The following is a 24,086-nucleotide window of genomic DNA, read 5'->3' as shown; positions in this document are numbered from 1 at the left end:
GCTTGGGGCATGGCGTATTATCGCAAAATTCCAGACTTATTCAGAGTATCCTTAGAGTTCGTCGGCTGCATCCCTCATGTCGTGCCGAATCATGACCAGCCGGCGTGTATTCACCTGATATTTTCACTACAGGTATTTCTTGAACGCATTTGCGGTGATGGCGATGCTGAGGGCGAACAGTGTGGCAAAGGGCAGTATGACCCAGCTCGGGTGAAGACTGAACGGCAGCGCGAGGTAGATGACCCAGGCTGTGACCAACAGCGGCAGCACCGAGCGCTTGGACCAGTGGTAGATGAAGGAGCTTTCGCGTCCCCCGCCCCAGCGTCGCAGATCGCGGCGGACTAGGCCGTCCACCAGAGCCATCACACCAAACAGCAGGAAGACCGGTGTGGCCAGCAGCAGAATGGCCAGACGTAGAGCGAAGACCTGGGTGATCTGCAGGGCCGCAAGGATGAACTGGGCAAGCGGCTGGTACAACCGGTGCAGCCGGACCCGAAGGCCACTCTCCCCCACCGCGGTTGGCGTGCCAAGCCAGCCGAGGACATCCACCAGCCGGGTCCATTCAAACAGCGCGACATAGGTCTTGTCCGCCACCGTCTGGGCAAAGCGTGCCGGATCGGCACTCACCAGACTGCGGCGGAAGTCTATCTGCAGATATCCCAGCTCCGCGGCCAGCATGTCCCGACTGTGCTGCAGGCCCTGTTCCGGCCACCAGAAAACCATTCCCAGCCATTCCAGCACAATGGAAAACAGCAGCGCGAACAGCAACCAGTAGACGGCCTGGCTCAGACGAACAAGCAGTCGTGTCAAAGCGCCTTGCTGCGCGTTCTGCGCAGGGTGCGCACCAATGCGCTCAGCCATCGCGGTGACGGCCGTCCCGCGCTGGGTTATCCGAGTCCGGACCCGCAAGCCACCAGCGATCAGTGGTGCGGTACCAGTGCTCATTGGTCACATAGCGGCGCTGCATGCCTTCCGCCATGGCTGCCAGACTCGGTGGCAGAGCGGCATCCGCGCGGTCGTCGGGCAGCGGCATGCGGAGTTTCCACAGGCGCCCGCCTTCCAGCAGGGCGAACGCCTGACCTTTGGGCAGGCGGACCAGATCCGCCGGGGTAAGCATCGGCACCTCCGACACACTGATGCGGTCTTCATTGCGGGATTTGAAATCCACACCCGAGGTGGGATCGGAGGAGTCATCCACACCCGACACACTCATCAGCGTGACCACCTCCACCCGGGGCAGCTGGTCGGTCAACATTTCGGCGGTGGCCAGCTCTTTTACCCGCAGCATGATCAGGGTATTGAAGTTCCCCGCTACCTGGCCCGCCTTGGCGCGATTGCCAATGCGCGCCTCCACATCCGACCAGGTCTGGGTATAGGCCGTGACCTGGAACCCTGCTCCCCCCGCCTTGTTGAGCAGGGGCACGAATTCATCCCCGATCAACTCATTGAATTCATCGGCGTGCAGGGAGATGGTAGGCACACTCCCCGCCTCCGCGCCGGGCACACCATGCTTGTAAATGTGCCCCGCCACCGACACCAGGTCGGCGAACATGGCATTGCCCACCGCACTGGCAACGGTGGTATCGGTCAGCGCATCCAGCCCTACATAGACGATGCCCTTGCGCTGGATGACGTTCAGCCATTCAAAGATCGGCCGCGGATCCTGTTCATCCAGATAGTCCGGGGAGATCAGCGCCGCGATCGATCCGGTGGTGAGCTTTTCCATCAGGGGACCGACGGAGCTTACGATCTTGTCAAAATAGGTCTTGTCGTATTTGAAGGCGGACACCAGGCCTTCCAGCACCGGATCATACAGATCCTGTGCCTGCAGGTAGCGCATCAGGGCGATGGCCTCCCGATCGCGACCCCGCAGCGCGGCTGCGAGGTTGCGCTCACTGATTTTTTCGGCGATGTCGTCGACCGCATCGGACCAGCCCTCCGGGCCGTGCATCGCGAGGTAGTGTCGGGCGTACTCGACAAACAGCGGTTCAATGTCATTAATGTAGCGGCGGATCTGCTGATAGTCCGGGCGCCGCTGCAGTGCGACCAGCGCCCTGGCGACGATGTTGACGAAGCGCCAGGCGAATTCCTTGAACGCGGCTGAGTTGCCTTCGCTGGGCAGCTGATTGGCAATCCGGGTGGCGACCTCGGTGATCCTGGAAAAACTCCCAATCGCGTTGTAGCGGGCGGAGATCTCCGGGAAGCCCAGATGAAACAGATAAAAGGCATCGGCCCGCCCAGCCCGTTGGGCCTCGGCATAGATGCGCCGCAGCAGATCGGCATCCCCCTTGGGATCAAACACGATCACCACATCCCCCCGGTGGATGTCCTGGGTGACCAGCAGCTCGGCCAAGCGTGTTTTGCCGACCCGGGTGGTGCCCAGTACCAGCAGGTGGCCAACCCGCTCACCGAGATCCATCCAGGCATCCTCCTCATCGGGCTCCACCGCATGCAGGGCCGGCATACCGCCCACCGGTGGCTGCGGCTTCAGCGGATTCCACCAGCGCGGCTGTCGCAGGTACCCGGCGAGGGTTTTCAGGACAGGCGTTGATTCCCACTGCACTTCCTTACGGCGCGCCCATCGGTAGAGTGCACCGGCCTGCACATAGTGCTGCACCTCAGGACGCAGGGTGTCGCGCAGGCGCTGGGTGTGGCGCTGGGTCCAGCGAAAGCCGCGCCCCAGAAACAGCTTGTGGCGACTCACCGGAATACGCTCCGCCCGCATCCGGTACAACGGAAGGCGGCGCATATTGCGCTGGTACCGCAGCACCCGCCAGGCCTGCCGGGTGCGTATTCCTGCCAGCAAAAACAGGGCACTGGCGGCCAGCGTGGCAATGCCCGGCGGCATCATCAGCGCCCAGGGTGCCAGCAGGGCCACGCCGCCGGTCGCCACCGCCACCAGGGCCGACCAGAGTTCCACCGGGGGCCGCAGGAGTGCCTCGACCGGACGGACGCTCACTGCTCAATGCCGTGCCGGGAGATCAGGACCGGGATATGGGTCAATGCCAGGGTGTCTATCAGATCGGTGGCGGAAGCAGGCAGGAGCGGCAGACCCGCGGCAATCGCGGCCATGGTGTGCAGGTCCTCCGGGGTCTCGGCCTGCACCAGCAGCCCTACTGCACCCAGGGAAAGCAGAAGAGATCGGTGTTGCCGCAGCCAGGTCTGCGACAATGGACCGGCGCCCACCACAAAGACCGGGCGCGTGAGCGTGCCCTGGTAAAGTGCGGGCAGCGGCCTCAGGGGAACCGGCCCCGGGGTCAGTCCCGGGGAGCGCAGTGGCAGCAGCCGGGTGGGGTCGGCGGCGCCCAGGTCCGGCACTGCCGGTGCCGAGGGGGGCGCGTCTGGCGGTCTCAGCACGCCCAGAAACGGGGCCAGCGGATAGGTCTGGCCGTTGTCAGTTAAAACAACCAGCTCCGCCCGGACACCTGGAGATAGTAATGCCATCAGGAGCCAGAAGGGATACAGCCACCACCTGCGGCGCACCTCAGGGGTCCTGTACCACGGTGCGCCAGTGCTGCTGCACACGCGCCTGGTAACGCCGCGACAGAGTGGCATTGTTGGGCGCATGGTAGCAGCCGGCGGCGGACCACCACTCCCGGCTTTGCTGGTAGCACTGGGCCAGAATGTCCGCCCCCACCCGCAGGTTGTGGCAGGGGTCCAGGGCCCGGCGGATACCGCCCAGCGCCGCATGGTGGAAGTGCCAGTGGATCTGCATGATCCCGACATCCACCGCGGTCTCACCACTGTGCACCGTCGCCGCAAGCGCTGCCGCCGCGGCGCGATGGGACGGATAATAGCGACCCTCGCCGCGGATGTTCAGGGTCCAGGGCCAGGGCCGTATGCCCTCGGCTGTCGGCATGGTGTAGCCACTTTCCGTCAGCGCAATGGCGTAGAACAACGCGGGTGGGATGCCGTGCTCCTCTGCCACCTGTCGGTAGCCGGGCGGCACCACCTGCTGCGCACGCTTAGCTTCCGCGTCGGGTTCGGATGGTGCCGCGACCACGGCGACGCCTGCCAGTGTGAGCAACAGTGCGACCGACGCGCTGCCCGGCACGATCACAGGGCAGACCCGGTCAGCGGGGTCAGCGTCTCGCCGCGGCGGCGCAACAGATAGGGCAGGTTCACCTCGCCGGGGGCCATGCTCGCTAAAACCCCCGACTCAAAATTGAGTGTCACCCTGCGCTGTCGTACCCAGTCGGGGTCTACGCCCTGAGCCACCGCCCACTCGCGGATGGCCTGCTCATCACCCGGAGCGAGACCGGACAGATAGATGTCCAGCCCCGCGATGGTATCCAGGCGGGCCAGCAGGCGTGCGAGCACCGCCTCACAGGCGGCGCACTCGGGTCGAACAAACAGCAGAACCCGATCGGTACGGGCGAGGGGAGATTGGCTCGGTTGCTTTACCGGCAAAAGCGACCGGTCGATCAGGGGTTGCTCGCCCACCAGGCGTGTGATGGCTCCATCATAGGCCTGCTGGAACGCCAGAATGCGCTCAGCATCCTCCACCATCAGGGCGGCCCAGCGCTCCGCAAAGTGACGCCGCTCGCTGGCATCGCGCGCGTGGATTCCGAGGGCTTCTATCGGGGACAGAGTCGTGGGACTGATGCTGCCGCGAATCCCGTTCATAAGAAGCCGGTAGCGCTGCCACTCCTCAGAAGTGAGGGCCCAGTGCTCGGCCCGCGCTCGCTCCAGAGCCGTCAGTTCGGTGGTCGCCTGTTCAGATTGAGACAGCGTGCTTGAGTCGGTCGCTGGTACAGCGGCGGCCGTGACTGGCGCGAACAACACTCCCATTAACACTATCAGCGGCCGCCAGGATCCTGTGCTAGATCCCATCGGGATGACCTTGGTCTTGGCGGCCATTCGGGTTCACCACGGCATCGTGGCTGCCCAGGTCGCGAAAGCGCGGAGAAACTGTCGCGCAGGGTGTGGAGTCTGCCCTTCCGGCTGCAGCGTCAGCAGACGCCGCGGCGGTTGATTCACGCATAGCTCTCCCTGCAGTCTCGGCATCACCCTTCTCCAGCGACAGCCCGGCCACCAACAACATCATCACCAGAATCACATCGACCATGACGGGAGTTCCTCAGCAAAGGCCGGGCAGCGTTCAAACGCCACCAGACGGTGTAGGGGATCTTCCAGCAGACGCCAAGCGGGACCGGCGAGGGTTTGCAGCGCCAGCCGCAGGGGCATCGGACCGAGGGTGCGGTGTGCGTCGGGCAGGGGCAGGGGCATCAGGATCTCGCGGCTGGCATCACTTTTGGCTGAGACCGCGAGGCGATAGCCGGAGCTTTCCAGGGCAGCAGCCAGTGCATCGCCGACGGTCACCACGTCCATCGGGAACGTGATCCGGTCGATACCGCCCAGTAAATCCTGTTCGGCCGCTGTCGGCGTGGCAGCCAGCACGGTGTAGCGATCAACCACCAGTGTCTGCGCGCTGGCGTATGAACCGTGCAGCAGCAGTAATGCGGCCAGGCCCGTCAGGGCGGCGCGTGATTCTTGTAGCAGGAGAGTATTGAGAGACATGGTGGGTACCGGGTTGCTTGGGGATGATCCGATGATCTGGCGCTGGCCCGTCCGGCACCAGCGAAAACCCGGTCGACCCATGACGCGCTATGTCAGGCACCGCAATACACCCGCAGGACGTCGATGCGCTCATGCCCGAGCTCGCGGCTAATCTGCTGCCGCACCTGCTGGTCCCGCTGTCGTTCCGCTGGAGAGAGGGTCGCCACTGACGGACCACCGGCGGCGGGTGCCAGACGTCCGGTCAAAGTCTTATAGCGATCCTGGGCATAGGCATGGCGCAAACCATGCATGCGGCTCAGCCCCGCGTTCGCAGTATGGCGTTCATAGACCCTCAGCTGCTGTCGGTAATCGCGATCCAGGGGAATCAGGGACCCTCGCCCCGCCAGCTGGTGGGCGCGGGTAAGCAGTTCCCGCTGTGCGGGAGTCAGGATCGGAATCATCCGAGCCTTGCCGCCTTTGGTCCAGCTGGCCTTCAGCAGCAGGTGATCGCCGCGATCGGCATAGTGCGGCTGGAACTTGATGGCCTCTTCCCGGCGCAGGCCAAAGGCGCGCTGCAGCTCCAGGCTCATGCGCACGTGCGGGTCGCGCACCTGATCCAGCGCCTCGCTTCCGAGCTGCCGTGCTTTCGAAAAACCGGTGACCAGCTGCCGGTCTGGGATTCCATAGTGGTCGTTGCTGTTGGCGATTACACTGGGCTTGTTCACTTTCTCGGCCCACCAGCGCAGCGCTGACATACGATTCTTGATGGTGCCGATTGCCAGTGCCTCAGCCTGCCAACGGGCAACCAGTGCATCAATGTGCTTAGGTTTTAGCGACTGCGCACTCATTCTACGGTACCCCAAAAGGTGCAGCTGATCGGCGATCAGCGTCAGGGTGCGCTCCCGATTGTGGCGGGTGGCGTAGCTGCCATCGTGGTTGCGCTGGCACAGCTGTTTGAGTTGGTAGTTCAGGTCTCTCACGGTGTTTTACCTGTCTCGGTTAGTGTTTCTGATCAGGCGGGGGGACTAACCCACCGCATCCGGAAACCGGCAAGGATCACGGGACACCACTCCCTTTAACCTGAAAGCGCCTGTAAACAGGCTACACAACCGATCTCCTGGGGGAGATCGCTGTCGTGTATACACACGTGGCCCCAGGGGACCGACTGACAACGGGTGTGACATAAACACCTCCTTTGAGTTGAGCGACGACTGCCGCGATGTGGATGAAAAACGTTGCCCGGACACTCTGCAGGTAAGCCTGGAGAATGCCGGAAGCAACGAGGGGGTTTGATGGAAAGCACCGACCGAAGTCGATGGGGTGGAGAATGGACTGACGACCCTGGGGTCGGTGCGCCGACTGCAGTCCTGGACGCACGAGCCCGTTGTGACCAAACGGTCGAGGGCGGGCCCCCTCTGTGCCACTGATCCGCAGTGGCCACGGGTAATTCTGTCTACGGTGGCCAGTCTACGAACCCGTCACGCGCGCGTCCTGCCGAAAATCCGCCTCGCCGCAGCGTACTTTCGGGGCTCGGAGCCCTCGTCACTACCCCGCTACGCCTGTAGTGACGAGGGCGGGCCTCGCACTTGGCCGACGCTGCACCAGCAGCCATCCTAGAGGTGAAGGGATCTATGTGCTACGAAGCTCCCAAGCGTATAATACTTATGTGCGTTTGTTCAGCCCTAGATCTTGCAGGCTCACTGTGCAACATTTACGTATCATCGAAGTAGATCCGCAGGGTGCTGATGCGCTTGAGCTTTTACATGAGGCCGCAGTCGAAGCTCGAGCTTTGTATCCTGAGCTGTTTAACTCCGTAACACCATGGCCCACGAACGAACCAACACCTGACGGCGGCGTCTATCTCGTGGCCTACATGGGACAAGAAGCCGTAGCGTGCGGCGCCATCCGGCCGTTGGAGGGTACAACCGCGGAAGTCAGGCGCATGTTTGTATCGCGTTCAGCTCGCCGGCAAGGACTCTCCACAGCAGTGCTGCAAGAGCTGGAGGCGCAAGCCATACGCCGTGGGTATACCAAGCTGAGACTTGAAACCGGGTTCAAGCAGAAACCCGCCATAGCGCTTTACAAATCCCAAGGCTATGTCCGTATCCAACCCTTCGACCAATATGCTGGTGATCCAACAAGTGTTTGCTTTGAAAAGATTCTGCCACGAGAACATAAGCCCGGAGGTATTTGAGACAACCCTGTGCGTTAATGCGGCCACTTCCAATGGACAAGACATCCTCAGCAAAACCTGAAGCGAATACGTAGGTAATCTGCGCAAGTGCCTCCAAGAATCGCGTGAAAAGGTGAACGGTCTCAGATTACAAGTCCGCACAACAAAATGACCTCGGAATCACAACGAATCCTATGCGTCGAGAAAATGATACGGGCCATCAGATCGCCAGTCAGGAAGTCACAGCACAGGGGCTAATTGTTTGAAGTTTCGGAACGTATTCGCGTTGGCCGAAACGGCCTCGACTCCGAAAACTAGTTGTAAGAAAGAGAACTGGCACTGCAGCACATGTTAGGCAATTGTCACGAAGCGAAGTAACGTCGGGTCGCGTCCCGGAAAGTGCCGGCAAAGCGACGCGCCCCACCGGACGCGGCTGTGAAAAGAATGGCCAAAAGTCGTGCCGTCGGCTGATATCCAGAATCAGTCAGGGAGGCCCTACTCCACTAATGCGCAGACCGAATTTACGGTGCCGATTCGTGTGCTTGCAGGTTTCAACTCGGGAGTTGCTTGCGCCCGGGTGCGGTCGAGACTTCGGTGCCCGCCAGACGTTCGGACAGTTCCTGCCTCAGGATGGTGATGTCCCTGGGGGCGGTCAGTCCCAGCCGGACCTGTTGACCCTGGACACCCAACACCTCGATGACGACGTCATCACCGATGAGCAGGGTCTGGCGCGGGGATCGGGTAAGTATCAGCATCTGCATTCCTCCATGAATGGCTGTCAGCGCAGTGTAGCCGCTGAGCAGCGGTCAGGGCGGTGTCGGGGACACATTTGATGAATTATTGTTGCGGGAGAGAAGGTGCCGCTTTTACCCAAGCGGCCAGGGAGATCGTTGCCGGAAGCAACGGTGGTTAATCCTCATGCGGTTGCAGGATCGTAATGACCGGTTCGCCCTGATCACCAGGGCCTACGATCAGCTTCAGTGACACCTTGTCCGCGGTGACGCTGACACCATCTCGCGGTACCCGGTAGAGACTGAAGGACAGCTGGTTGCCGCCGCGGGCGCTGCCGCGTATGGCCATGACGGCCATCACCAGCACATCCCAGAGTCGACCAGTTGGATCCTGGCCGATCTGACGCTGATTGTCCGCAACCTGCCAGGCGACACAGTCTTCCCAGACCGCGCGGGTCAGGGCTACCGGCCATTGAAAACCGGCCTCACTGGCCAGCGAACCCGCATCCACGAGTACGCCCTCCTCAAACGCCTGGGCACGCGTATAGCGCACAATGACGGGACCAAAGATGTCGTTCAGGGACGACGGGGGTTGATTGTCTTTCATACGTCCATCTCCTTTGTTTTACGAAAAATGTCCGCAAGACAGACCTCCTTCCCTCCCGGGAAGCAGATCGCCTCCCGGGGGGTCGGTAGTGAGTGTTACAGCAGGCCAAGTTCCGCGAAGGACGTCGTGTCGCCGTGGGTGACCACGATGTGGTCCAGCACCCGCACATCAATGAGTGCGAGCGCCGCCTGGAGACGTTCCGTAATCCGCCGATCCGCCTGACTGGGCTCGGCCACCCCGGAGGGGTGGTTGTGGTAAAAGACGGTCGCTGCCGCGTTGAGGGTAAGCACCTGCTGCACCACAATGCGGGGGTAGACCGCCGCGCCATCGATCGTGCCGTGGAAGAGTTCCTTCACGGCGAGCACGCGATGGGCGTTGTCCAGAAACACACAGCCGAACGCTTCGGCTGTGAAACCCGCCAGCCGTAACCGAAGGTAGTCACGGGTCTGGCGGGGACTGTGTAAAACCTCACCGGGCTGATGCCGCTCCTGCAGCACCGACAGGGCAAGGTCGACGAGCCGCTCCTGCTCGGTCACGGTGAGTTGCTTGATATCAAGGGCCAGAACCCGGTTGGCCGCGCGGCGGGACCGGGTGGGGGCTGCTGTTGTCATGGCTGACTCCTGCTTTAAAAAGAGGCAGAGATCAGCCCCGCGGGGAGCTGTATCCCCGCTGAGTTGGAAGGTGGACCTGATGGCGACATCAGGTCCGGTAAGGCCCTAGGAAGCGGCTTTTTGAGGTTTCAGGAAGGGCTGCCCGTCGACCTTGATCCAGTCGAACCGCAACAGCCGGGTTTTCAGGCGCACGCCGGGTTCTCCGGTGTGCTCACCCTGCTTAAAAATAAAGGGCGCCGGTTTCAGGTCACTGAGCAGAAAACCTGCCAGTACCCTGGACCCGGCCTCCACCAGAAACTGCAGCTGGGGGACCAGGTCCTTGGCTTCCTCGCCCGCCACGATGCAGTCGAAATACGTGTGGCGGACCTTGTCGGCGGGGCCGTGCAGGGCGGTGAGCTCGATACTCCAGAAGGGCGAGCCCTGTTCCGGGGTGACTTCACGCACCTTGTTGACATAGCCGATGCCGTTCAGATGAAGATCGAAATACTTCGTTTTGCTGTCTTGAGACATGACACATTCTCCGTTTGCGGGTTAACGCCGAAGAAAGCAGGAGCCCTGACGGGATGCTTTCCCGACAGGGGGGTTACTCCAGTTGCCTGGAAGCGTGGATTGGCGGCGCTGCCGTGGTACCGGTTGCACAATCCGTCGGTACCTCTGGTACTGCCTGCCACTGAATCCGCAGTGGCCACGGGTAAAGCCGGTCCCTTTTAAAGGCTAGTTGCGGCTGGTGGGTTCCTCGCAGACGTACTGCAGGTATTTCAGCATACCGCGGGCATTGGCAAAGCCTGGGTGCTCGGCGATCCGCTGCTGGGGAAACCAGTCGGCCAGGTGCTCCGCAAGCGCGGCGCTGCCGCCGCCCACAAACACCACGGTGTCCAGTTCCGCGCCCATGCCCAGCTGGCGCCGGGTTTCGGCATGGATCTGCACCACCAGCTCGTGCTGGGCAGCTTTCACCAACTCAGAGACATCGTGCGCCCTGCCGTGCAGGCGGACGCTGCCGGAAGACATCGCGGCGGCGAGGGTCTGTTCGCCCAGGGTTTCGAGATCAAACCGCTTCTGGATCTCCCGCGCGACCTGCGCCTGAACATCCAACAATCCCCGAGTCAGGGAGCCCGATGAGCGGTGCACGATGCCCTGGTCCTGCACCACCACGTAATCGGTGGTACGGCCGCCGATGTCCACGATCGCCATGGAGGCCTCCAGCAGGCGTGCGTCAAGCGCAATCCCGTCCGCGCGCTGCCGGATGACCTGGTCATACCAGGCCGCCAGCGCCTCGGGAATCACCTCGTGAAAGGCCACGGCCACCGGCAGACGCTGGGTGGCATACAGCCCACCCGTGGACACCGGTTGCACGGGAATTTTCAGGGACTCGCGTTTCAGACCGATCGCCTGCTCGCGCTTCTGGCCGTCCTTAAAATAGAAGGCGGACACCGGCAGGCCGGAGACCACGTGCACCGAGTGGCCGGCGAGCATCGCCTCCTGAAAGGCGTGCTGGACAATGGCGCGGTGCAGCCCGGAAATCGGATAACCGTCATAGCAGGTGGACTCGCCATCGATCTGACCCACGGCATAGCGGGATCCCTCGGTGTCGTACTCGAAAATCTGCTGTTGCGCGGAGTCCATCCAGGTAATCCCTGCCTGACCGATGCGGCCCCGGGAGGGAATGGCGATCAGGCGGCCGTCGGCCAGCGCCAGTTTGGTGTAGGCATAGCCATCGTCCAGACCCACCTGAATCACCGTCATGTTGTCGTCGTGGTTGGCGGCGCTCACCTCCTCCAGGGACGCGCCGACGTCGGGCTCGGCCGCAGTCTGCGGGGCAGACAGCGGGGGCAGCTCCCGGGCGTTTTCACGCTGACTGTTCTGCATGATCCCTCCTCATCCAATCAGTGTACGGAGGCCCGCCAGGGGTTTGCCGCTCGGCGTACCGGCGGTGAGTGGGACGTAAATATCTTCCGCGGCAGCCCTCGGGGGCGCCTGGTGCGGGCGGGAAACTGGCGCGATGTGCAGGGGCACTGTGACCCGTGCGGGAGCGTCGGCCATCGCCTGACGCAGTCCCAGACATTCGCTGCGAAATCCCTGCAGCAGCACCTGCCGGAGCCATTCCTGGCGACGGGCTGCGGGATTGCGGCGCAGTGCGGTGATCAGCAGCGCCTCCAGCGGAACCCGGGTATCGAGCACCACCGTCAGCCGCACCTGTGGGCTGCGCGCGGGCCCGGCCACCGTCTGTACTCACCGGGGACCACCCGCAGCCGCGGGTGCCACTGGCATCGACTCAGGGGCAACGCCCTCGAGCTGCTCAGCTGTGCTGGGTTCCAGCTGATCTTCGGTTTTCGTGAGACTGCGTGGTTCAGCATGCGCCAACGGCGATACACGTGACGGCGCATGGCCCGCGGTACGTTCACCGCTCAGGATGTCCAGCGGGAGCTCACCGAGGTGCGCTCGGGCCTGCTGGGCCCGCTGGGTGTTGTGGTGAACGTCGGCGCGGTTGATGGCAAAGACCCGAAAGCCCTGGGGCAGGCTCAACACACCCCGCAGGCGGTGTGCACCCAGCGAAATCAGATCACCCATCTGACCGGAAGGGCAGGCCCCCACATGCTTTAGGGTCAGGCACTGGCAGACCAGGGCATCGTACTCCCCCAACAGCTGCGCGGCGCGGTAGGCGTGGGGCGTGGCAAACTGCAGCATCAGGGTCTGGGGGCGGCGTGACTGTGAAATACCGACGCGGAACCTGAAATTGTCCAGCGCCACGCCGTCCACCTGGACCCGCTGGGTGGCGAGGAAGGTCTGGGCGGCAGCAATCGCCTCCTCCACCCGGACCAGCCACCAGTCGGCGTAAGGATCATCGTCCGCTGCGGCCTGCCAGAGAATGTTCATCTGCGACGCAAATCCCAGCAGGCCGGTGATCGCGGGCTTGTTGCCCCTGCGCACCCGGCCACGGATCAGGCGCTGGGCCTGGTCGGTGTGGATTTCAAGCCAGGCCTCGCCGGTCAGGCGCCCTACCCGTCCCTGGCTGGCGGTGGGTGTAGCGGGTGTCGAGGATTCGTTGATGGCATTGAGTGGCTGGGCTGTCACGGCGGCTGACCTCTTCCGGATCGCGTTCACTGGCGGCTATGAACGCATCGAGGGCACCGTCGCAACAACAATAAACCCCGTCAGCGTCCGACGGGGTTTGTGGTTACAGTGTAACCACTTTACTGCGGTTAAGTTATCGTGAATCTGGTGGGATTTAGCGCCGTGGTCCCCGACCCAGGGTCTGCTGGATCAGGGCCAGCTGTTCGGCGGCGGTCTGGCGCAGGGCATCCCGTTCGGCCTCGGTACGTGGCGCTGGAGGTGGCTCGGCGGGTAAGAGGGTGTCAGCGTTTTTGCGGTTGCGCGCGTCGGCGACTTTCAGGCCCAGATTGGGCACGAAGGTCCCGGCCCGGGCGGCGCGGCACAGGGCGTAGAAAAATCGGAGCTCATCGTAGAGCGGCTTTGCGCCCTGGGTTTCAGCCTGCACCCGGCCCGCAAGTTCATCCAGCAGGGGCTGGTGCAGCTCAGTTGGGATCGGGGTCAGGTACTGCAGCGCCAGTGTGCGCTGGTTGTCCGTCAGGCGCCGCGGAAAAATCAGGGCATCCAGCGTTGGGGTTTCTGACAACGGCGATTTGCGCGATGCAAAATTTTGGGCGGACTTTTCGGTAGTTGTCGTAGTAGTTGTTGTTGTATTACTACTACAACTACTACCTACAACTTTCACTAAATCAACCGCCTTCGAATTTTGGTGCTGGTTAATGGCACGGGCTGCATCGGGTTGTGACAGGAGGTCATCCCGCGCATCCAGTAATCCCGCGGTGAGGTCCGCCAGGGAGCGCGCTGTGCCGTGCGCCGGTCCGGCACTCTCCGCGGAGTCCATAGCCTCTCGCACCCGCTGTTTGATATCCGGTAACGGCGCCAGGGGGTCCTCACCCTGCTCCACCGCACCCGCCAGTGTGGCCAAGACTGCCGTGGCCACCCGTCGGACCCGGGCGTGGCTGTGGCGCTCGCTCTGGCGCACGAAAGCCATATACCCCTCGTCCAGATACAGTGCATCGGCGAGCGGCAGCGGGTTGTCGTGCAGGGCATACACATTGCCCTGAAACTGCCCCGTACTGGCACGCACCCGGGCGCACAGGGATAGCCAGCGGGTCAGACGGAGGATGGCAATGGCCCGGGCAATGGTGGAGGTTGAAGCGATATTGGCGAGTTCGGCAATCACCTCATAGCGGGGAAACGCCGCCCGGCCGCCGGTCTCGTGGGCCTGCAGCATGATCACCATCCACACGACTTTATCCACCGGCTCCAGTACAGGGTCGCAGACGACCGCCGTGGGATACGCCTGGTGCCAGTGCCCCAGAAACAGCAGGTTGTCCTGCGCCGAGCCCTGGGCGCGGCTGGTGGCGGCCTGGATCAGACGATCCAGGGCATAGGTCTCCGGCCGGGGTTCACGCTCGATGCCGGACATGGGGTTGCCTCAATGGTCGTCGGCAGACTCACCCTCGGGGTTGCCGTAGGTGGTCCAGCGCTGGGTCAGACACCAGATCGTGCGCAGCTCAAGCCCGGTGGCGTCCTTCAGGGCCAGATAGTCCTCGCCGGTCAGTGAGACTTCGCCGTCGTCACCCGCCCGCGCCTGCCAGGCCAGCCACAGCGCATGGGCGGGTTCCTCGTCGGGCTCACTGGGGCGGCCCACCGCGGCGGTAAACCCCAGCAGACGACGCCAGCGTGCGTACTCCTTGGACCCGAGCCCAAACAGGGCGCGCATCATTTCCTGAGGGGCGTCGGCCTGCATCAGGGTGAGTTGCAGCTGGTCGGATTCACGCTGCTGGCGCAGGCGCGCCACCAGGTGCCAGAAGACTTCCCGGTCGAGCTGGACCTGCAGGCAGTGCCCCCGAAAGGTCCCGGTCCGGCAGAGATCGGTGATGTTGAGCTGCTGGAGAGCGTCAACCTCTTTGGGACCGAACTGCATGGCCCGCAATGCGAGCTGATCGCCTTCGTCGAGGCAGCGGACCGCGTACAGGAGTACCGCGGTGGTTAAGTCAGACTCCTTACTGGTTGGCATCGCTCCCCTCCCTGGGTAACCACAGATCAAGACCCGCGCGATCCGCAGCCTCGTGGATCGCGCGGTAGGTGGCCATCAGCGCCAGCAGATCGCGCCAGTCGGCATCGGCGAGCGACCGCCACAGCTGAAAGCCCCAGCGCCCGGGATCCGGCGTCCAGACATGCCGATGGAGCACGCCCGGATCCTGCTGCGAGACCGCCGTGCGCAGCACCGAATCAACCACCAGATGGGGAAGAACCTGATTCGCCGGTGCCGTCGTCAGCTCCGCGCAGGCCGCCAGCTGCCACCACAGGCAGGACACCTCGCCAAACAGGGCCGGATCCAGCGTGTCGCGCAGCTCCGGGGCCGGCACATCGGTCAGCATGAAGCCCAGACCCTGATCCGGCAGTGGAACCACCAAGGCTGCGAGCCCGTAGTGCTCTCCCAGCCCGGCGGCCAGTGTGTAGGCGGTGAACCGCAGCGAGACCAGTGGATCCTCGGGCACTGGGACAGTTGCGCTGACCGGCTCCGCGGCCTTGGAGGGTATATTCACCCTCCTCTGCGGCTGTGTCGGGTTCGATGGCTCTTTCACGCCACCTGGTTGCGTGGCCTCTGGCTCGTGTGCAGTCGGCAGTGGTTCCAGCACCACTTCGGTATAGCCAGAACCGCTGAGCAGAGCATCGAGTTGCAGGCGGACGCTATGGAGGCTGGTATCCGTTGCTTCCGCCACCTCGTTCTCGAGGGCGGTCCTCAGCAGCTCCAGGTTCCAATCGGGCGAATCGTAGCGCTGACAGAGCGCGGCAAAGATTTCCGCGCACTCGGACTCTGGACCGAGCGCATGGCGGTACCAGAGCTCGAGAAAGGCGTTTTCCAGCGCCTGGAGCTTTTCCACCTGGGGACGGCCCAGGCCGGCATTCAGGGCCTCCGGGATCAGCGGCAACAGGCGCTCCACCGCATAGACCATCTTGGAGATCACAGTGTGGTTAATGCCAAGGCCCCGCTGGGTCATGATCTTGGCAAGCCCCCGCAGCGTGAGGGTGCGGTGGGGTGATTCAGACTCGAGTATGGCTTTGAGATCCATCACCGCCAGCGCCTTGTCAATAAAGATCAGGCTCCCCCGAAGCTCGTTCTCCCTGAGGTGCGCCAACAGGACATGGGATTCCTCCGTCCAGGGCCTATAGACGCAGTTGACGGTACCAAACCGCTCATCCCGGGTTTCCTGGTAGAGTTCCTGCAGGATTTTTAGGCGCGTGTTGCCACCCACAAGAGGTACATAGTGGTTTTCACCAGGGCGCTGAGTGACCACCAGGGGCTGGTCGAGACCCTGTGAACGGATGGATGACTTGATGCGCTGGTATTCTGCGTTGAACCCATGCCGGGGGTTATGTTCATACGGCTGGAGGTCAGAGAGCGGCATCACCAGAGCGCCTGAGGCTGCTGGCTGGGCGACCGGTAAAACCGGCTGCCCATTCACGATCCTACCCCCGCTGTAAGGATCACCAGTGGGCAGGGGCATTGCCGACATGGGGATCCGCGATAGCGATCAGGTCGCAAGGGGCCTGCTCGGGGAGCCCAGCGCGGCTCGGGGCGGGATGTGACAAGCTGGGACGAATCCCCGGGATACGCGCGGTCGTTGATGGCATGCAGAAGCCGGTACGGAGAGATCATGGAGAAAATCCTTTTCCTCGCAACTCTCTAAACGTAGCATCGATAGAAAAACTTGCATTCATCATTTGCGTCCAAATTTAGCTGACTAGCCCCAACTTGCGCAGAACGCCACCCGGTGCCCTGTGTCTGAGGAGGCTTATCGACCGAATCGGCGATAGATACTATGGTCCGTATGTAAAGTCGGTGCTGCGCAAAGTGGTCGAGCGACGGGTATGAGCCGCCCCGAGCATTCACTCCCAGTCCAGATTAACGTCGACAGCTTCGCGTGTTCCGCGTCTGTTCCCACTCTTCAATCTCAGTGAGTCGCCAGCGTGTGCAGCCCACTGAGAGCTTGATAGGCTTGGGAAAGGCAGCGGAGTGGGTCCAGCGCCAGACCGTGGCGCGGCTAACTTGAAATCGCTGTGCGATGGCAGTGTCGGATAAATAGACTGTACTGTGCATGGCATTGCATCCTTTGTTTATTGGAAGCATTGCGAGAGAGTCTGCATGGATCGGTGAAGAAGCAAAGAGAAAAACCCGCACAGGCTTGACCCGATTTCCAGGAGCATATACTTGACCACCACATTTAAGAACAATAAAACAGAGTAAGCCCCGGATCATACTGTTGAAATAGTCGCTCTCTGGCCTTGGATCGATGAAGCGACAGCGGATGAACAACACGGCGGATGACGTGGAAACGGTCTGCCACGATCATCGCATTGGGGAAGTAGCGACGAGCGATATTGCGGTAGGTCTCCGACAGATCCATGACGATCAGCTGGACGTTGTCCTTTCCCGGCGGGGCCTTCAGATAACGCTGCGTATTCCGCAGCCGATCCCGGAACTCTGGGGGATATCTCGTTAGTTTGTTCATTGCTCCATCCTCTCAAGGTTTGGAGCCTCCGGCAAACTCAGGGCGATTCAGGGTCTTCACAATGGGCCGTAATATGCAAGCAGCAGCACATCTTCGGTGGGCGCGACATTGTAGCGTGGCGGCGGTAAGCGTACATCGATGCCCAGAGAATCCAGCAGGTTCTGGAGGCCGGGCTGACACTTCGTTAGCCTTGGTCAAATAGGCGTTGACGTAAATTGGCGCGTACACGTTGCAACTGTCCGATCAAACTGTCGCGCTCTTCGATCGGGATGCCGTCCAGTAGAATCTCCTCAATCTGTTCAACGACATTTTCCAGTTCGGGCAGCAAAGGTCGGATCCTGCCCGTGAGCACAACGCGTTTCACGCGTTTGTCACTTGCGTCTGGCATGCGTTCAACCCAGCTTGCGTCTTCCAGACGATCAACGATTTTGCCCAGCGGCGGCTTCGCCATCAACAGTCTTTCGGCTATCTGTGTCTGGGTTAGTGGCCCCTCTGTATAGAGTAGGTAGAGAACCTGCCACTGACTGCGAGTCAGTTCGAAGTCTCGAACCTCGCGATTGAAAATCTTGGCAACCATTAAACTCACTTCGTGCATCAATGTACTCACGTGATGGTGCGTAAACCGCTTGCCCTGAATTTCTTGACTTTTCACTGAAATATTGATTACCTTAGTTATAGAAACTACAGTTACTTTTTAGCTGACATGCAGACACTAGTCAACTCTCTGAGCGCTTATTGAAAGAATGGACACAGTTTCACCGCCCCGTAAATTCCTGCTGGCCGGCTGTCTCTTGACAGTACTTGCGGCCTGTGACCATTCAACCACGGAACCTGCAGCGGGCCTAGAGTCCAACGAAACCGCTCCCCTGGCCCAAATCCAGATCGGGAGGCCAGAACAGGTCCATATCAGCGAACCCATACTGACAACCGGTTCCGTATTTGCGCACAAGACAACCAATGTTGTGCCCCTTGTTGGCGGGCTGATTGAGGAAATCCGTGTGAACGTTGGTGATCGTGTTGACCAGGGTGACCCGCTCATAATGCTGCGACAAACAGAGTTCGAACTCGCGGTGAAGCGGCTGGCACATGCGCGAGATCTGGCCAAATCGGAACTTGAAGATGCCCTGCGCAATTTGGACAACGCCAACAGGCTCAGAGAACGGGAGGTAATTTCCCAGGAAACCCTTGACGCCCTGGAGACGCGCGTTGCGGTGTCCACGTCCAAATTGGGCATGGCTGAAGTCAACTTGTCTCTCGCGCAACAGGAGTTGACCGACTCAATTGTAAAGGCGCCTTTTCGCGGTGTCATCACCAAGCGTTTTGTCGATGAAGGCGCATTCGTGCCCTCGGTAATGCGCTCGGAAAGTCCGGTCGTTCAATTACAGAAGATTGACATTGTTATCGTTCAGATCTTTGTGCCAGAAACATATCTCACATCAGTGAGTCCTGGCATGCGGGCAATTGTCCATATTCCCAGCCTGGGTCAAACCTTCGAATCACGTGTGGCCTTGATCAACGATAATCACGAACTGAATACACGCAATATCGAATTGCGTATCGGTATCGCCAATCCTGACTATGTCATAAAGCCCGGGCTGTTTGCGGTGGTCAAGCTTTACCCTGAAGCCCGAGAGATTCGGATTCTGCCACCGGAATCACTTTTAGGCGCGGGGCAAGACAGGCACGTGTTGACAGTAGAAGATGGCAAAGTCCAACGGATGAATGTGGCGGTAAAAGCCTTGACTGATGGCAGCTTGGAACTGCTTTCTGAACTAGATCCTGATACCAACATTATTGTCGGCACGCAACGTCACACTCTGGAACCGGGCAACCCGGTCACAGTCGACCAACTGCTCTGATGTGGATCGCTGACCTCTCGATTCGCCGTCCTGTCATGACCGTCATGTTCGTCGGCGCATTGGTATTGCTGGGCGCCATATCAATGCCGCGCGTCAATATGAGTCTGTTCCCCCATGTTGACATTCCCATTGTCACTGTTGAAACAACTCTGGAAGGTGCCTCTCCCGCGACAATGGAATCAGAGGTAACAGACCGACTTGAGGAGGAACTGTTTGCGATCGCGGGACTAGACAGTCTTCGCTCGGCAAGTGCCGACGGGTACTCCCAGATCATCCTGGAGTTCGAACTGGAAACGGACGTGAATTTGAAAGCACAGGAGGTTCGAGACAAGGCAGCCAGGGCTTTCCCGTTTTTACCAGAGGGGACAAAACAACCACTGATTACAATCCTCGATCCGGATTCCGAGCCGATAGTCTCCATCATCATGTCTGGGCCTCTGCCGACAGGCGAGTTAACCAAACTGGCCAAAAGCACAGTGAAGGAACGCTTACAGAGGGTTCCGGGTGTCGGTAGCGTACAACTTGTGGGAGATCGTGAAAGGGAAGTCCGGATTTGGCTCAATGCAAGCCGGATGCGCGGCTATGGCACTACTGTTGACGATATATCTGCAGCCATAAGACGAGAGCACGTGGACATCGCCGGTGGACGACTGGAATACCAAAACGGCAACTCTGAGTTCACCGTCAAGACACTTGGAGAGGTGACAAGCATCGAAGAGTTGAAAGATATTGCGATATTCCGCGTCAACCAGGCACTGGTCCGATTGAGAGATGTGGCAAGATTGGAAGATGGGCTTGAAGATGAACGAAGTTATGCCGAACTCGACGGAATAAATGGCATTAGTCTTGAGATACGCAAGCAAAGCGGTGCAAACACCGTCAACGTGGCTCGAGCCATTAGAGCAGAGCTCGAAAAGATAAGGGACGAAATACGATCCGACATTTCCCTGACCCCGGTCAGGGATAATTCCAGATTCATTGAATCCACGGTACGAGACGTTTCATTCGACATTATATTGGGTGTCGTGCTCGTTGTTGCGGTGACACTGTTTTTCCTTCTGAGCATTCGTGCCACTATCATTGTTGCTACGGCCATTCCTACGGCACTCATAGCCACCTTCTTTGCCTTTTACGTCCTGGATTTCTCAATAAACATGATGTCGCTTATTGCGATTTCTTTGTGCGTTGGCCTACTGGTCGACGATGCCGTCGTAGTGTTGGAGTCGATATACAGGGAAATCGAGGAAGGTCAAGAACCCGCTGTTGCCGCGTCGGTAGGCACAGGAAAGGTCGCTATGGCAGTGGTTGCCTCGACGTTCGCAGTCATGGCTGTTTTCCTGCCCATTTCGTTCACGGATGGACTGATCGGCGTATTCATGTACCAGTATGGCGTTACCGTCGCAGTTGCTGTCGGAATCTCTTTGATAATATCACTGACTTTGACTCCCATGCTCTGCTCCAGACTGCTGCAGCGCAGTACCACGAAAAGCTCAGCAGTACACGCATTGGAACGCGCACACTCCAGGCTGGAATCCAGCTACGTGTCCTTGGTACGAGCGGCATTGTCCGCAAGGTGGCTGGTTCTGATTTTTGCCGGAATAGCCGTCGCCATTGGTGTCCATTACGCGGGCAAGGTTCCGCTGTCATTCACGTCCAAAGCTGATCGGAGCGAGTTTATCGCTGCGGTTGAACTGCCGCTGGGCACCGGAATAGCTGAGTCAAAGCGAGTGGCTTCCAGGTTGAGTGCAAGGGTCAAGGAGTTCGAGCATGTTCAGCTGGTCTTCGCCGTTATCGGCTCAGGCGCACAGACAAAGACCAATGAGATCAGCTTTTATGTCGGCTTGACCCCCAAACAGGAACGCAATATTCATCAAAACCTGATTATGGATGAAATCCGTCTCGCCTTGACTAAAGCAGCGCCTCAGGCTCAGCACATCACCATGGCTCAGGTACCCTGGATCTCCGGCGGCGGCTTCTTCGGCGCGGACCTCGATTTGGCGCTTAGTGGGCCGGATCTCGACAAGCTTCAGCGCTATTCCGAACATATAATGCAGGCGATGCAGGCCTCGGGACTGTTTCGCGACGTCAAATCCAGCTACGAATCCGGCAAGCCCGAGATTCAGGTAAGCATCAACCGCGACCGTGCGGCCAAGCTTGGTATATCCGTGCACAATATCGCCAGTGCTGTTGGTACAACTATGGGCGGCAAGGATATCGCCAGCTTTCAAGAGCACGGTGATCGCTACGACGTCAGGCTCAGATTCGATCAGGAGTATCGCGATCACATTGGCACATTTGACCTGATTCAATTGCGATCCTCGGACGACAGCCTGGTCGACTTCCGAAGTGTTGCTGACGTAGCAATCAAGGATGGGCCGGTACAGATCGACAGGTATAACCGTGCCAGAAAAATTTCTGTATCAGGTAATGCGCCGGCGGGTACTGCCGCTGGAGAGCTACTGGTAGCAATGGACAGAATTCTGACCGATATGGAATTTGAGCCAGGTTATGAGGCAACCTATCTTGGAACCTCCGAGCAGGTGCGCGAGGTTGCCAACTCCTTGTTGTTCGCTTTCATGCTGGCCCTGCTGATTCTGTACATGATTCTCGCAAGTCAATTCGAAAGCTTCGCCCAACCTGTCGCCATAATGCTCACCGCGCCTCTGTCTTTTGTTGGCGCATTCACTTTACTGGCTCTGACCAACTCCGAGCTTTCCGCGACGACACAGATTGCCATGGTAGCCTTAATGGGCCTGGTGATGAAGAATGGTATTTTGCTGGTGGATCAGGCCAATCAGTCCATGTCGCGAGGCTTGGCGGCAAAAGACGCGATGATAGAATCGGCAAAGTTACGGCTACGTCCAGTTCTGATGACGGCATTCTCCACTATATTCGGCATGATCCCCATCGCTCTGGCGACAAGCGACGGAGCAGAACTACGGACATCTACCGGTATTATCGTGATTGGCGGTTTGGGTTCTTCAACTCTCCTGACTCTGTTTGTGGTGCCGGTGGTATTCACCCTGATTGTAGACTCGAAAATCAGGCTTAATCGCTTCTTGGCAGAACGGAAGGAATCCGTGAAATGACTTCAGATCACATAAAGCAGTTGTATGGGCTGTTTTCCAGCCGAGTTGGGGCGCATCTTGATCTAGGCCTGAAACTGGTCGACATAGAGGGCGACACGGTAAGGCTTCTCCTGCCTTTTCAGCAAAAACACGCCAATGCATTGGAAAACGGAGCGATCCATACCAGCGCACTGGCGACGGCCATTGACAGCGCTTGCGGGTTCGCCGTCATGCTCAGACTGAAAGAGCCAACAGCGATAGCCACGGTCAATTTGAGAATAGATCATATTCGGCAACCCGAATCGGGACAGAACGTGACAGTCGAGGCGCAGTGTTATCAACAGTCGGGAGATTTTGCCTACGTTCGTGCCAGGGCCATATCAACGAAAACTCTCTTCACCTACTCTAGTGCCATCAGCATTTTTAAAGTTGGCACGCCAGGCCCAGCTCTGAACTCAGCCCTTTGATTCGGTACAGGATATGAACACAACCTCACTTGCCTTGTTTATTGAACAATCCCCTTATGCGCTCAATTACGGTACAGAGATCCTCTCTGCAGAGGAGTACGTTGAGTGCGTGACACAGTGGCGGGAGATATTCACCGGAAACCCGCTATTGCGCGCTTGGCACGGCGGTATTGTATCAGGCGTTCTTGAATTAACTGGCACCCTGGCCGCCATCAGAGCTGCAAACAATCAGAATTGTGGCCTGATCTCCATCAATACAAGCTATTTGCGCCCTACCAGCGGTGACAAAGCGATGTTCAGCAGAGCGAATATCGTCAGAAGTGGCAAGCAGATTCAAACAATCAATGCCGTCGCCTGGCAAAACTCACTCGAAGAACCTACGGCGATCGCCTCATTGACATTTGTTAACGCGCGGTAGTTCAGGCTTGCCCTGACAGTAATTGCCGACATCGAACCGTGAAGTGGTTAAATGGATGTTACCAACCCAGTTAAGGATAATACCCTGAAACTGGAGATGGGATATGACCACAAGAAAGCAGTACTCGAAGGAATTCAAGCTGGATGCTATCAGCCTAGTGGTGGAGCAGGGCTATTCACGGGCCGAGGCAGCGCACGGCTTGGAGATTAATGCAAACATGCTGGGGCGCTGGCTCAGAGAGCACGAGGCACCGGAGGGGCACGCTGAGCCTGATCGTTCACAAACTGAAACACTGTGTCGACTCTCGGAGCGCTTGCTGAAAGAATGGACACAGTTTCACCGCCCCGTAAATTCCTGCTGGCCGGCTGTCTCTTTACAGTAGTTGCGGCCTGAGACCATTCAACCATGAAACCTGCAGCGGGCCCAGAGTCCAACGACACCGCTCGCCTGCCCCAAATCCAGATCGGGAGGCCAGAACAGGTCCATATCAGCGAACCCATACTGGCAACCGGTTCCGTATTTGCGCACAAGACAACCAATACCGTGCCCCTTGTTGGCGGGCTGATTGAGGAGATCCGGGTGAACTTTGGTGATCGTGTTGACCAGGGTGCCCCCTCATTCGGCTGCGACAAGCAGAGTTCGACCTCTCGGTGAAGCGGCTGGCATAGACTGGGGCTTGATGAAACTGAACGCCGAGAACAGGCGTGATCTGCTGGAAGTGCTGGAGGATCGCCACGGCAGGCGCTCGACCATCGCCACCAACCAACTGCCCATCGAGGAGTGGCACGCACGCCGTGATCGGCGATCCGACACTCGCTGACGCCATCCTGGATCGCCTGGTTCACAACGCCTACAAGATCAACCTCAGGGGAGAATCCATGCGAAAACGGGGACTGGACCCATTATAGATGAACATCGGAATTAATCAGAGTAGCCCTAAGGCACATCTGAACAATGGTAATAGTTCCCATCGGAACCAAAATGGCCTCACTGAAGGCGCGGAATCGCCCATACACCACATAGACCATACGGGCCCCCAAGGACATCATGGCCTTCCTGCGCCACCAGGCTTAGGGCAGAAA

Annotated in this window: 25 protein-coding genes and 3 pseudogenes; 7 read left to right on the top strand and 21 right to left on the bottom strand. The window is 59.7% G+C overall.

The annotated features are described in order from the left end of the window. Positions 1 to 126 precede the first annotated feature (126 nt). From AACZ17_RS13980 to AACZ17_RS13945, 8 genes are all read right to left on the bottom strand, one after another. Positions 127 to 810 (bottom strand): TIGR03747 family integrating conjugative element membrane protein, encoded by a 684-nt coding sequence (locus AACZ17_RS13980; protein ID WP_339638598.1) that lies wholly within the window; start codon positions 808 to 810, stop codon positions 127 to 129. A gap of 43 nt (positions 811 to 853) precedes the next feature. Beyond that, positions 854 to 2,959: a type IV conjugative transfer system coupling protein TraD gene (gene traD, locus AACZ17_RS13975; protein ID WP_339638596.1), complete on the bottom strand. Its 2,106-nt coding sequence runs from the start codon at positions 2,957 to 2,959 to the stop codon at positions 854 to 856. Beyond that, positions 2,956 to 3,444 carry an integrating conjugative element protein gene (locus AACZ17_RS13970; RefSeq protein WP_339638594.1) on the bottom strand — a complete coding sequence of 163 codons (489 nt, stop codon included), beginning with the start codon at positions 3,442 to 3,444 and terminating at the stop codon, positions 2,956 to 2,958. Before AACZ17_RS13970 ends, traD begins: the two co-directional genes overlap by 4 nt. Positions 3,445 to 3,484: 40 nt before the next feature. Further along, complete coding sequence (locus AACZ17_RS13965; protein WP_339638592.1) at positions 3,485 to 4,060, bottom strand: lytic transglycosylase domain-containing protein; 576 nt, start codon at positions 4,058 to 4,060, stop codon at positions 3,485 to 3,487. Next, a complete protein-coding gene (locus AACZ17_RS13960; RefSeq protein WP_339638591.1) occupies positions 4,057 to 4,791 on the bottom strand; it encodes a TIGR03759 family integrating conjugative element protein in 735 nt (244 codons plus the stop codon). Before AACZ17_RS13960 ends, AACZ17_RS13965 begins: the two co-directional genes overlap by 4 nt. Before the next feature lie 31 nt (positions 4,792 to 4,822). After that, positions 4,823 to 5,068 carry a hypothetical protein gene (locus AACZ17_RS13955; RefSeq protein ID WP_339638590.1) on the bottom strand — a complete coding sequence of 82 codons (246 nt, stop codon included), beginning with the start codon at positions 5,066 to 5,068 and terminating at the stop codon, positions 4,823 to 4,825. Further along, entirely contained in the window at positions 5,056 to 5,520 is a 465-nt protein-coding gene (locus AACZ17_RS13950) for a pili assembly chaperone (protein WP_339638588.1), read from the bottom strand. Before AACZ17_RS13950 ends, AACZ17_RS13955 begins: the two co-directional genes overlap by 13 nt. Before the next feature lie 92 nt (positions 5,521 to 5,612). Further along, complete coding sequence (locus tag AACZ17_RS13945) at positions 5,613 to 6,479, bottom strand: phage integrase N-terminal domain-containing protein (protein WP_339638586.1); 867 nt, start codon at positions 6,477 to 6,479, stop codon at positions 5,613 to 5,615. Positions 6,480 to 7,201: 722 nt separating this feature from the next. Between AACZ17_RS13945 and AACZ17_RS13940 the strand changes: the two genes are divergently transcribed. Beyond that, a complete protein-coding gene (locus tag AACZ17_RS13940) occupies positions 7,202 to 7,693 on the top strand; it encodes a GNAT family N-acetyltransferase (protein ID WP_339638584.1) in 492 nt (163 codons plus the stop codon). 530 nt (positions 7,694 to 8,223) lie between these two features. Here the strand turns inward: AACZ17_RS13940 and AACZ17_RS13935 are convergent. The 13 genes and pseudogenes from AACZ17_RS13935 to AACZ17_RS13875 all read right to left on the bottom strand — a co-directional run bounded on the left by AACZ17_RS13935 (position 8,224) and on the right by AACZ17_RS13875 (position 17,844). Further along, positions 8,224 to 8,427, bottom strand: coding sequence for a carbon storage regulator (locus AACZ17_RS13935; RefSeq protein WP_339638582.1), 204 nt, complete (start codon positions 8,425 to 8,427; stop codon positions 8,224 to 8,226). Positions 8,428 to 8,581: 154 nt separating this feature from the next. Beyond that, positions 8,582 to 9,010 carry a DUF6573 family protein gene (locus tag AACZ17_RS13930; RefSeq protein ID WP_339638580.1) on the bottom strand — a complete coding sequence of 143 codons (429 nt, stop codon included), beginning with the start codon at positions 9,008 to 9,010 and terminating at the stop codon, positions 8,582 to 8,584. Between the two features lie 95 nt (positions 9,011 to 9,105). Beyond that, positions 9,106 to 9,621 (bottom strand): DNA repair protein RadC, encoded by a 516-nt coding sequence (gene radC / locus AACZ17_RS13925; RefSeq protein ID WP_339638578.1) that lies wholly within the window; start codon positions 9,619 to 9,621, stop codon positions 9,106 to 9,108. Between the two features lie 105 nt (positions 9,622 to 9,726). Then, entirely contained in the window at positions 9,727 to 10,131 is a 405-nt protein-coding gene (locus tag AACZ17_RS13920; RefSeq protein WP_339638576.1) for a DUF3577 domain-containing protein, read from the bottom strand. 204 nt (positions 10,132 to 10,335) lie between these two features. Then, the gene (locus AACZ17_RS13915) at positions 10,336 to 11,487 is read right to left on the bottom strand and encodes a ParM/StbA family protein (protein ID WP_339638574.1); all 1,152 of its coding nucleotides are present in this window, start codon (positions 11,485 to 11,487) and stop codon (positions 10,336 to 10,338) included. A 9-nt stretch (positions 11,488 to 11,496) separates the two neighbouring features. After that, on the bottom strand, positions 11,497 to 11,841 hold the full coding sequence (locus tag AACZ17_RS13910) for a hypothetical protein (RefSeq protein WP_339638573.1): 345 nt from the start codon (positions 11,839 to 11,841) through the stop codon (positions 11,497 to 11,499). Positions 11,842 to 11,850: 9 nt separating this feature from the next. Next, entirely contained in the window at positions 11,851 to 12,693 is an 843-nt protein-coding gene (locus tag AACZ17_RS13905; RefSeq protein WP_339638572.1) for a TIGR03761 family integrating conjugative element protein, read from the bottom strand. 154 nt (positions 12,694 to 12,847) lie between these two features. Next, positions 12,848 to 14,098 (bottom strand): STY4528 family pathogenicity island replication protein, encoded by a 1,251-nt coding sequence (locus AACZ17_RS13900; RefSeq protein WP_339638571.1) that lies wholly within the window; start codon positions 14,096 to 14,098, stop codon positions 12,848 to 12,850. A 9-nt stretch (positions 14,099 to 14,107) separates the two neighbouring features. Further along, positions 14,108 to 14,692 carry a DUF2857 domain-containing protein gene (locus tag AACZ17_RS13895; RefSeq protein WP_339638569.1) on the bottom strand — a complete coding sequence of 195 codons (585 nt, stop codon included), beginning with the start codon at positions 14,690 to 14,692 and terminating at the stop codon, positions 14,108 to 14,110. Beyond that, positions 14,679 to 16,187: a ParB family protein gene (locus AACZ17_RS13890; RefSeq protein WP_286983851.1), complete on the bottom strand. Its 1,509-nt coding sequence runs from the start codon at positions 16,185 to 16,187 to the stop codon at positions 14,679 to 14,681. The genes AACZ17_RS13895 and AACZ17_RS13890 overlap by 14 nt, the downstream gene beginning before the upstream one ends. 398 nt (positions 16,188 to 16,585) lie before the next feature. After that, entirely contained in the window at positions 16,586 to 16,780 is a 195-nt protein-coding gene (locus AACZ17_RS13885) for an AlpA family phage regulatory protein (protein WP_286983844.1), read from the bottom strand. Between the two features lie 124 nt (positions 16,781 to 16,904). Then, a pseudogene (locus tag AACZ17_RS13880) lies at positions 16,905 to 17,144 on the bottom strand (transposase); the annotation flags it as partial. A gap of 232 nt (positions 17,145 to 17,376) precedes the next feature. After that, positions 17,377 to 17,844 carry a MarR family transcriptional regulator gene (locus tag AACZ17_RS13875; protein ID WP_286983845.1) on the bottom strand — a complete coding sequence of 156 codons (468 nt, stop codon included), beginning with the start codon at positions 17,842 to 17,844 and terminating at the stop codon, positions 17,377 to 17,379. Positions 17,845 to 17,935: 91 nt separating this feature from the next. Here AACZ17_RS13875 and AACZ17_RS13870 point away from each other — a divergent pair, with 91 nt between their 5' ends. From AACZ17_RS13870 to AACZ17_RS13845, 6 genes and pseudogenes are all read left to right on the top strand, one after another. Continuing rightward, positions 17,936 to 19,051, top strand: coding sequence for an efflux RND transporter periplasmic adaptor subunit (locus tag AACZ17_RS13870; RefSeq protein ID WP_286983846.1), 1,116 nt, complete (start codon positions 17,936 to 17,938; stop codon positions 19,049 to 19,051). Next, positions 19,051 to 22,140 (top strand): efflux RND transporter permease subunit, encoded by a 3,090-nt coding sequence (locus AACZ17_RS13865; protein WP_286983847.1) that lies wholly within the window; start codon positions 19,051 to 19,053, stop codon positions 22,138 to 22,140. The genes AACZ17_RS13870 and AACZ17_RS13865 overlap by 1 nt, the downstream gene beginning before the upstream one ends. Beyond that, positions 22,137 to 22,586 (top strand): PaaI family thioesterase, encoded by a 450-nt coding sequence (locus tag AACZ17_RS13860; RefSeq protein ID WP_286983848.1) that lies wholly within the window; start codon positions 22,137 to 22,139, stop codon positions 22,584 to 22,586. The genes AACZ17_RS13865 and AACZ17_RS13860 overlap by 4 nt, the downstream gene beginning before the upstream one ends. A gap of 13 nt (positions 22,587 to 22,599) precedes the next feature. After that, positions 22,600 to 23,004, top strand: coding sequence for a PaaI family thioesterase (locus AACZ17_RS13855; RefSeq protein WP_286983849.1), 405 nt, complete (start codon positions 22,600 to 22,602; stop codon positions 23,002 to 23,004). A 103-nt stretch (positions 23,005 to 23,107) separates the two neighbouring features. Beyond that, a pseudogene (locus tag AACZ17_RS13850) lies at positions 23,108 to 23,269 on the top strand (transposase); the annotation flags it as partial. A 402-nt stretch (positions 23,270 to 23,671) separates the two neighbouring features. After that, a pseudogene (locus AACZ17_RS13845) lies at positions 23,672 to 23,912 on the top strand (ATP-binding protein); the annotation flags it as partial. Between the last annotated feature and the right edge of the window lie 174 nt (positions 23,913 to 24,086).

It is taken from the genome of uncultured Haliea sp. (genome assembly GCF_963973825.1).
Classification (GTDB): domain Bacteria; phylum Pseudomonadota; class Gammaproteobacteria; order Pseudomonadales; family Halieaceae; genus Haliea.
The sequence above is the reverse complement of the archived record's forward strand: the minus strand, read 5'-3'. Positions and strand labels throughout refer to the sequence as shown.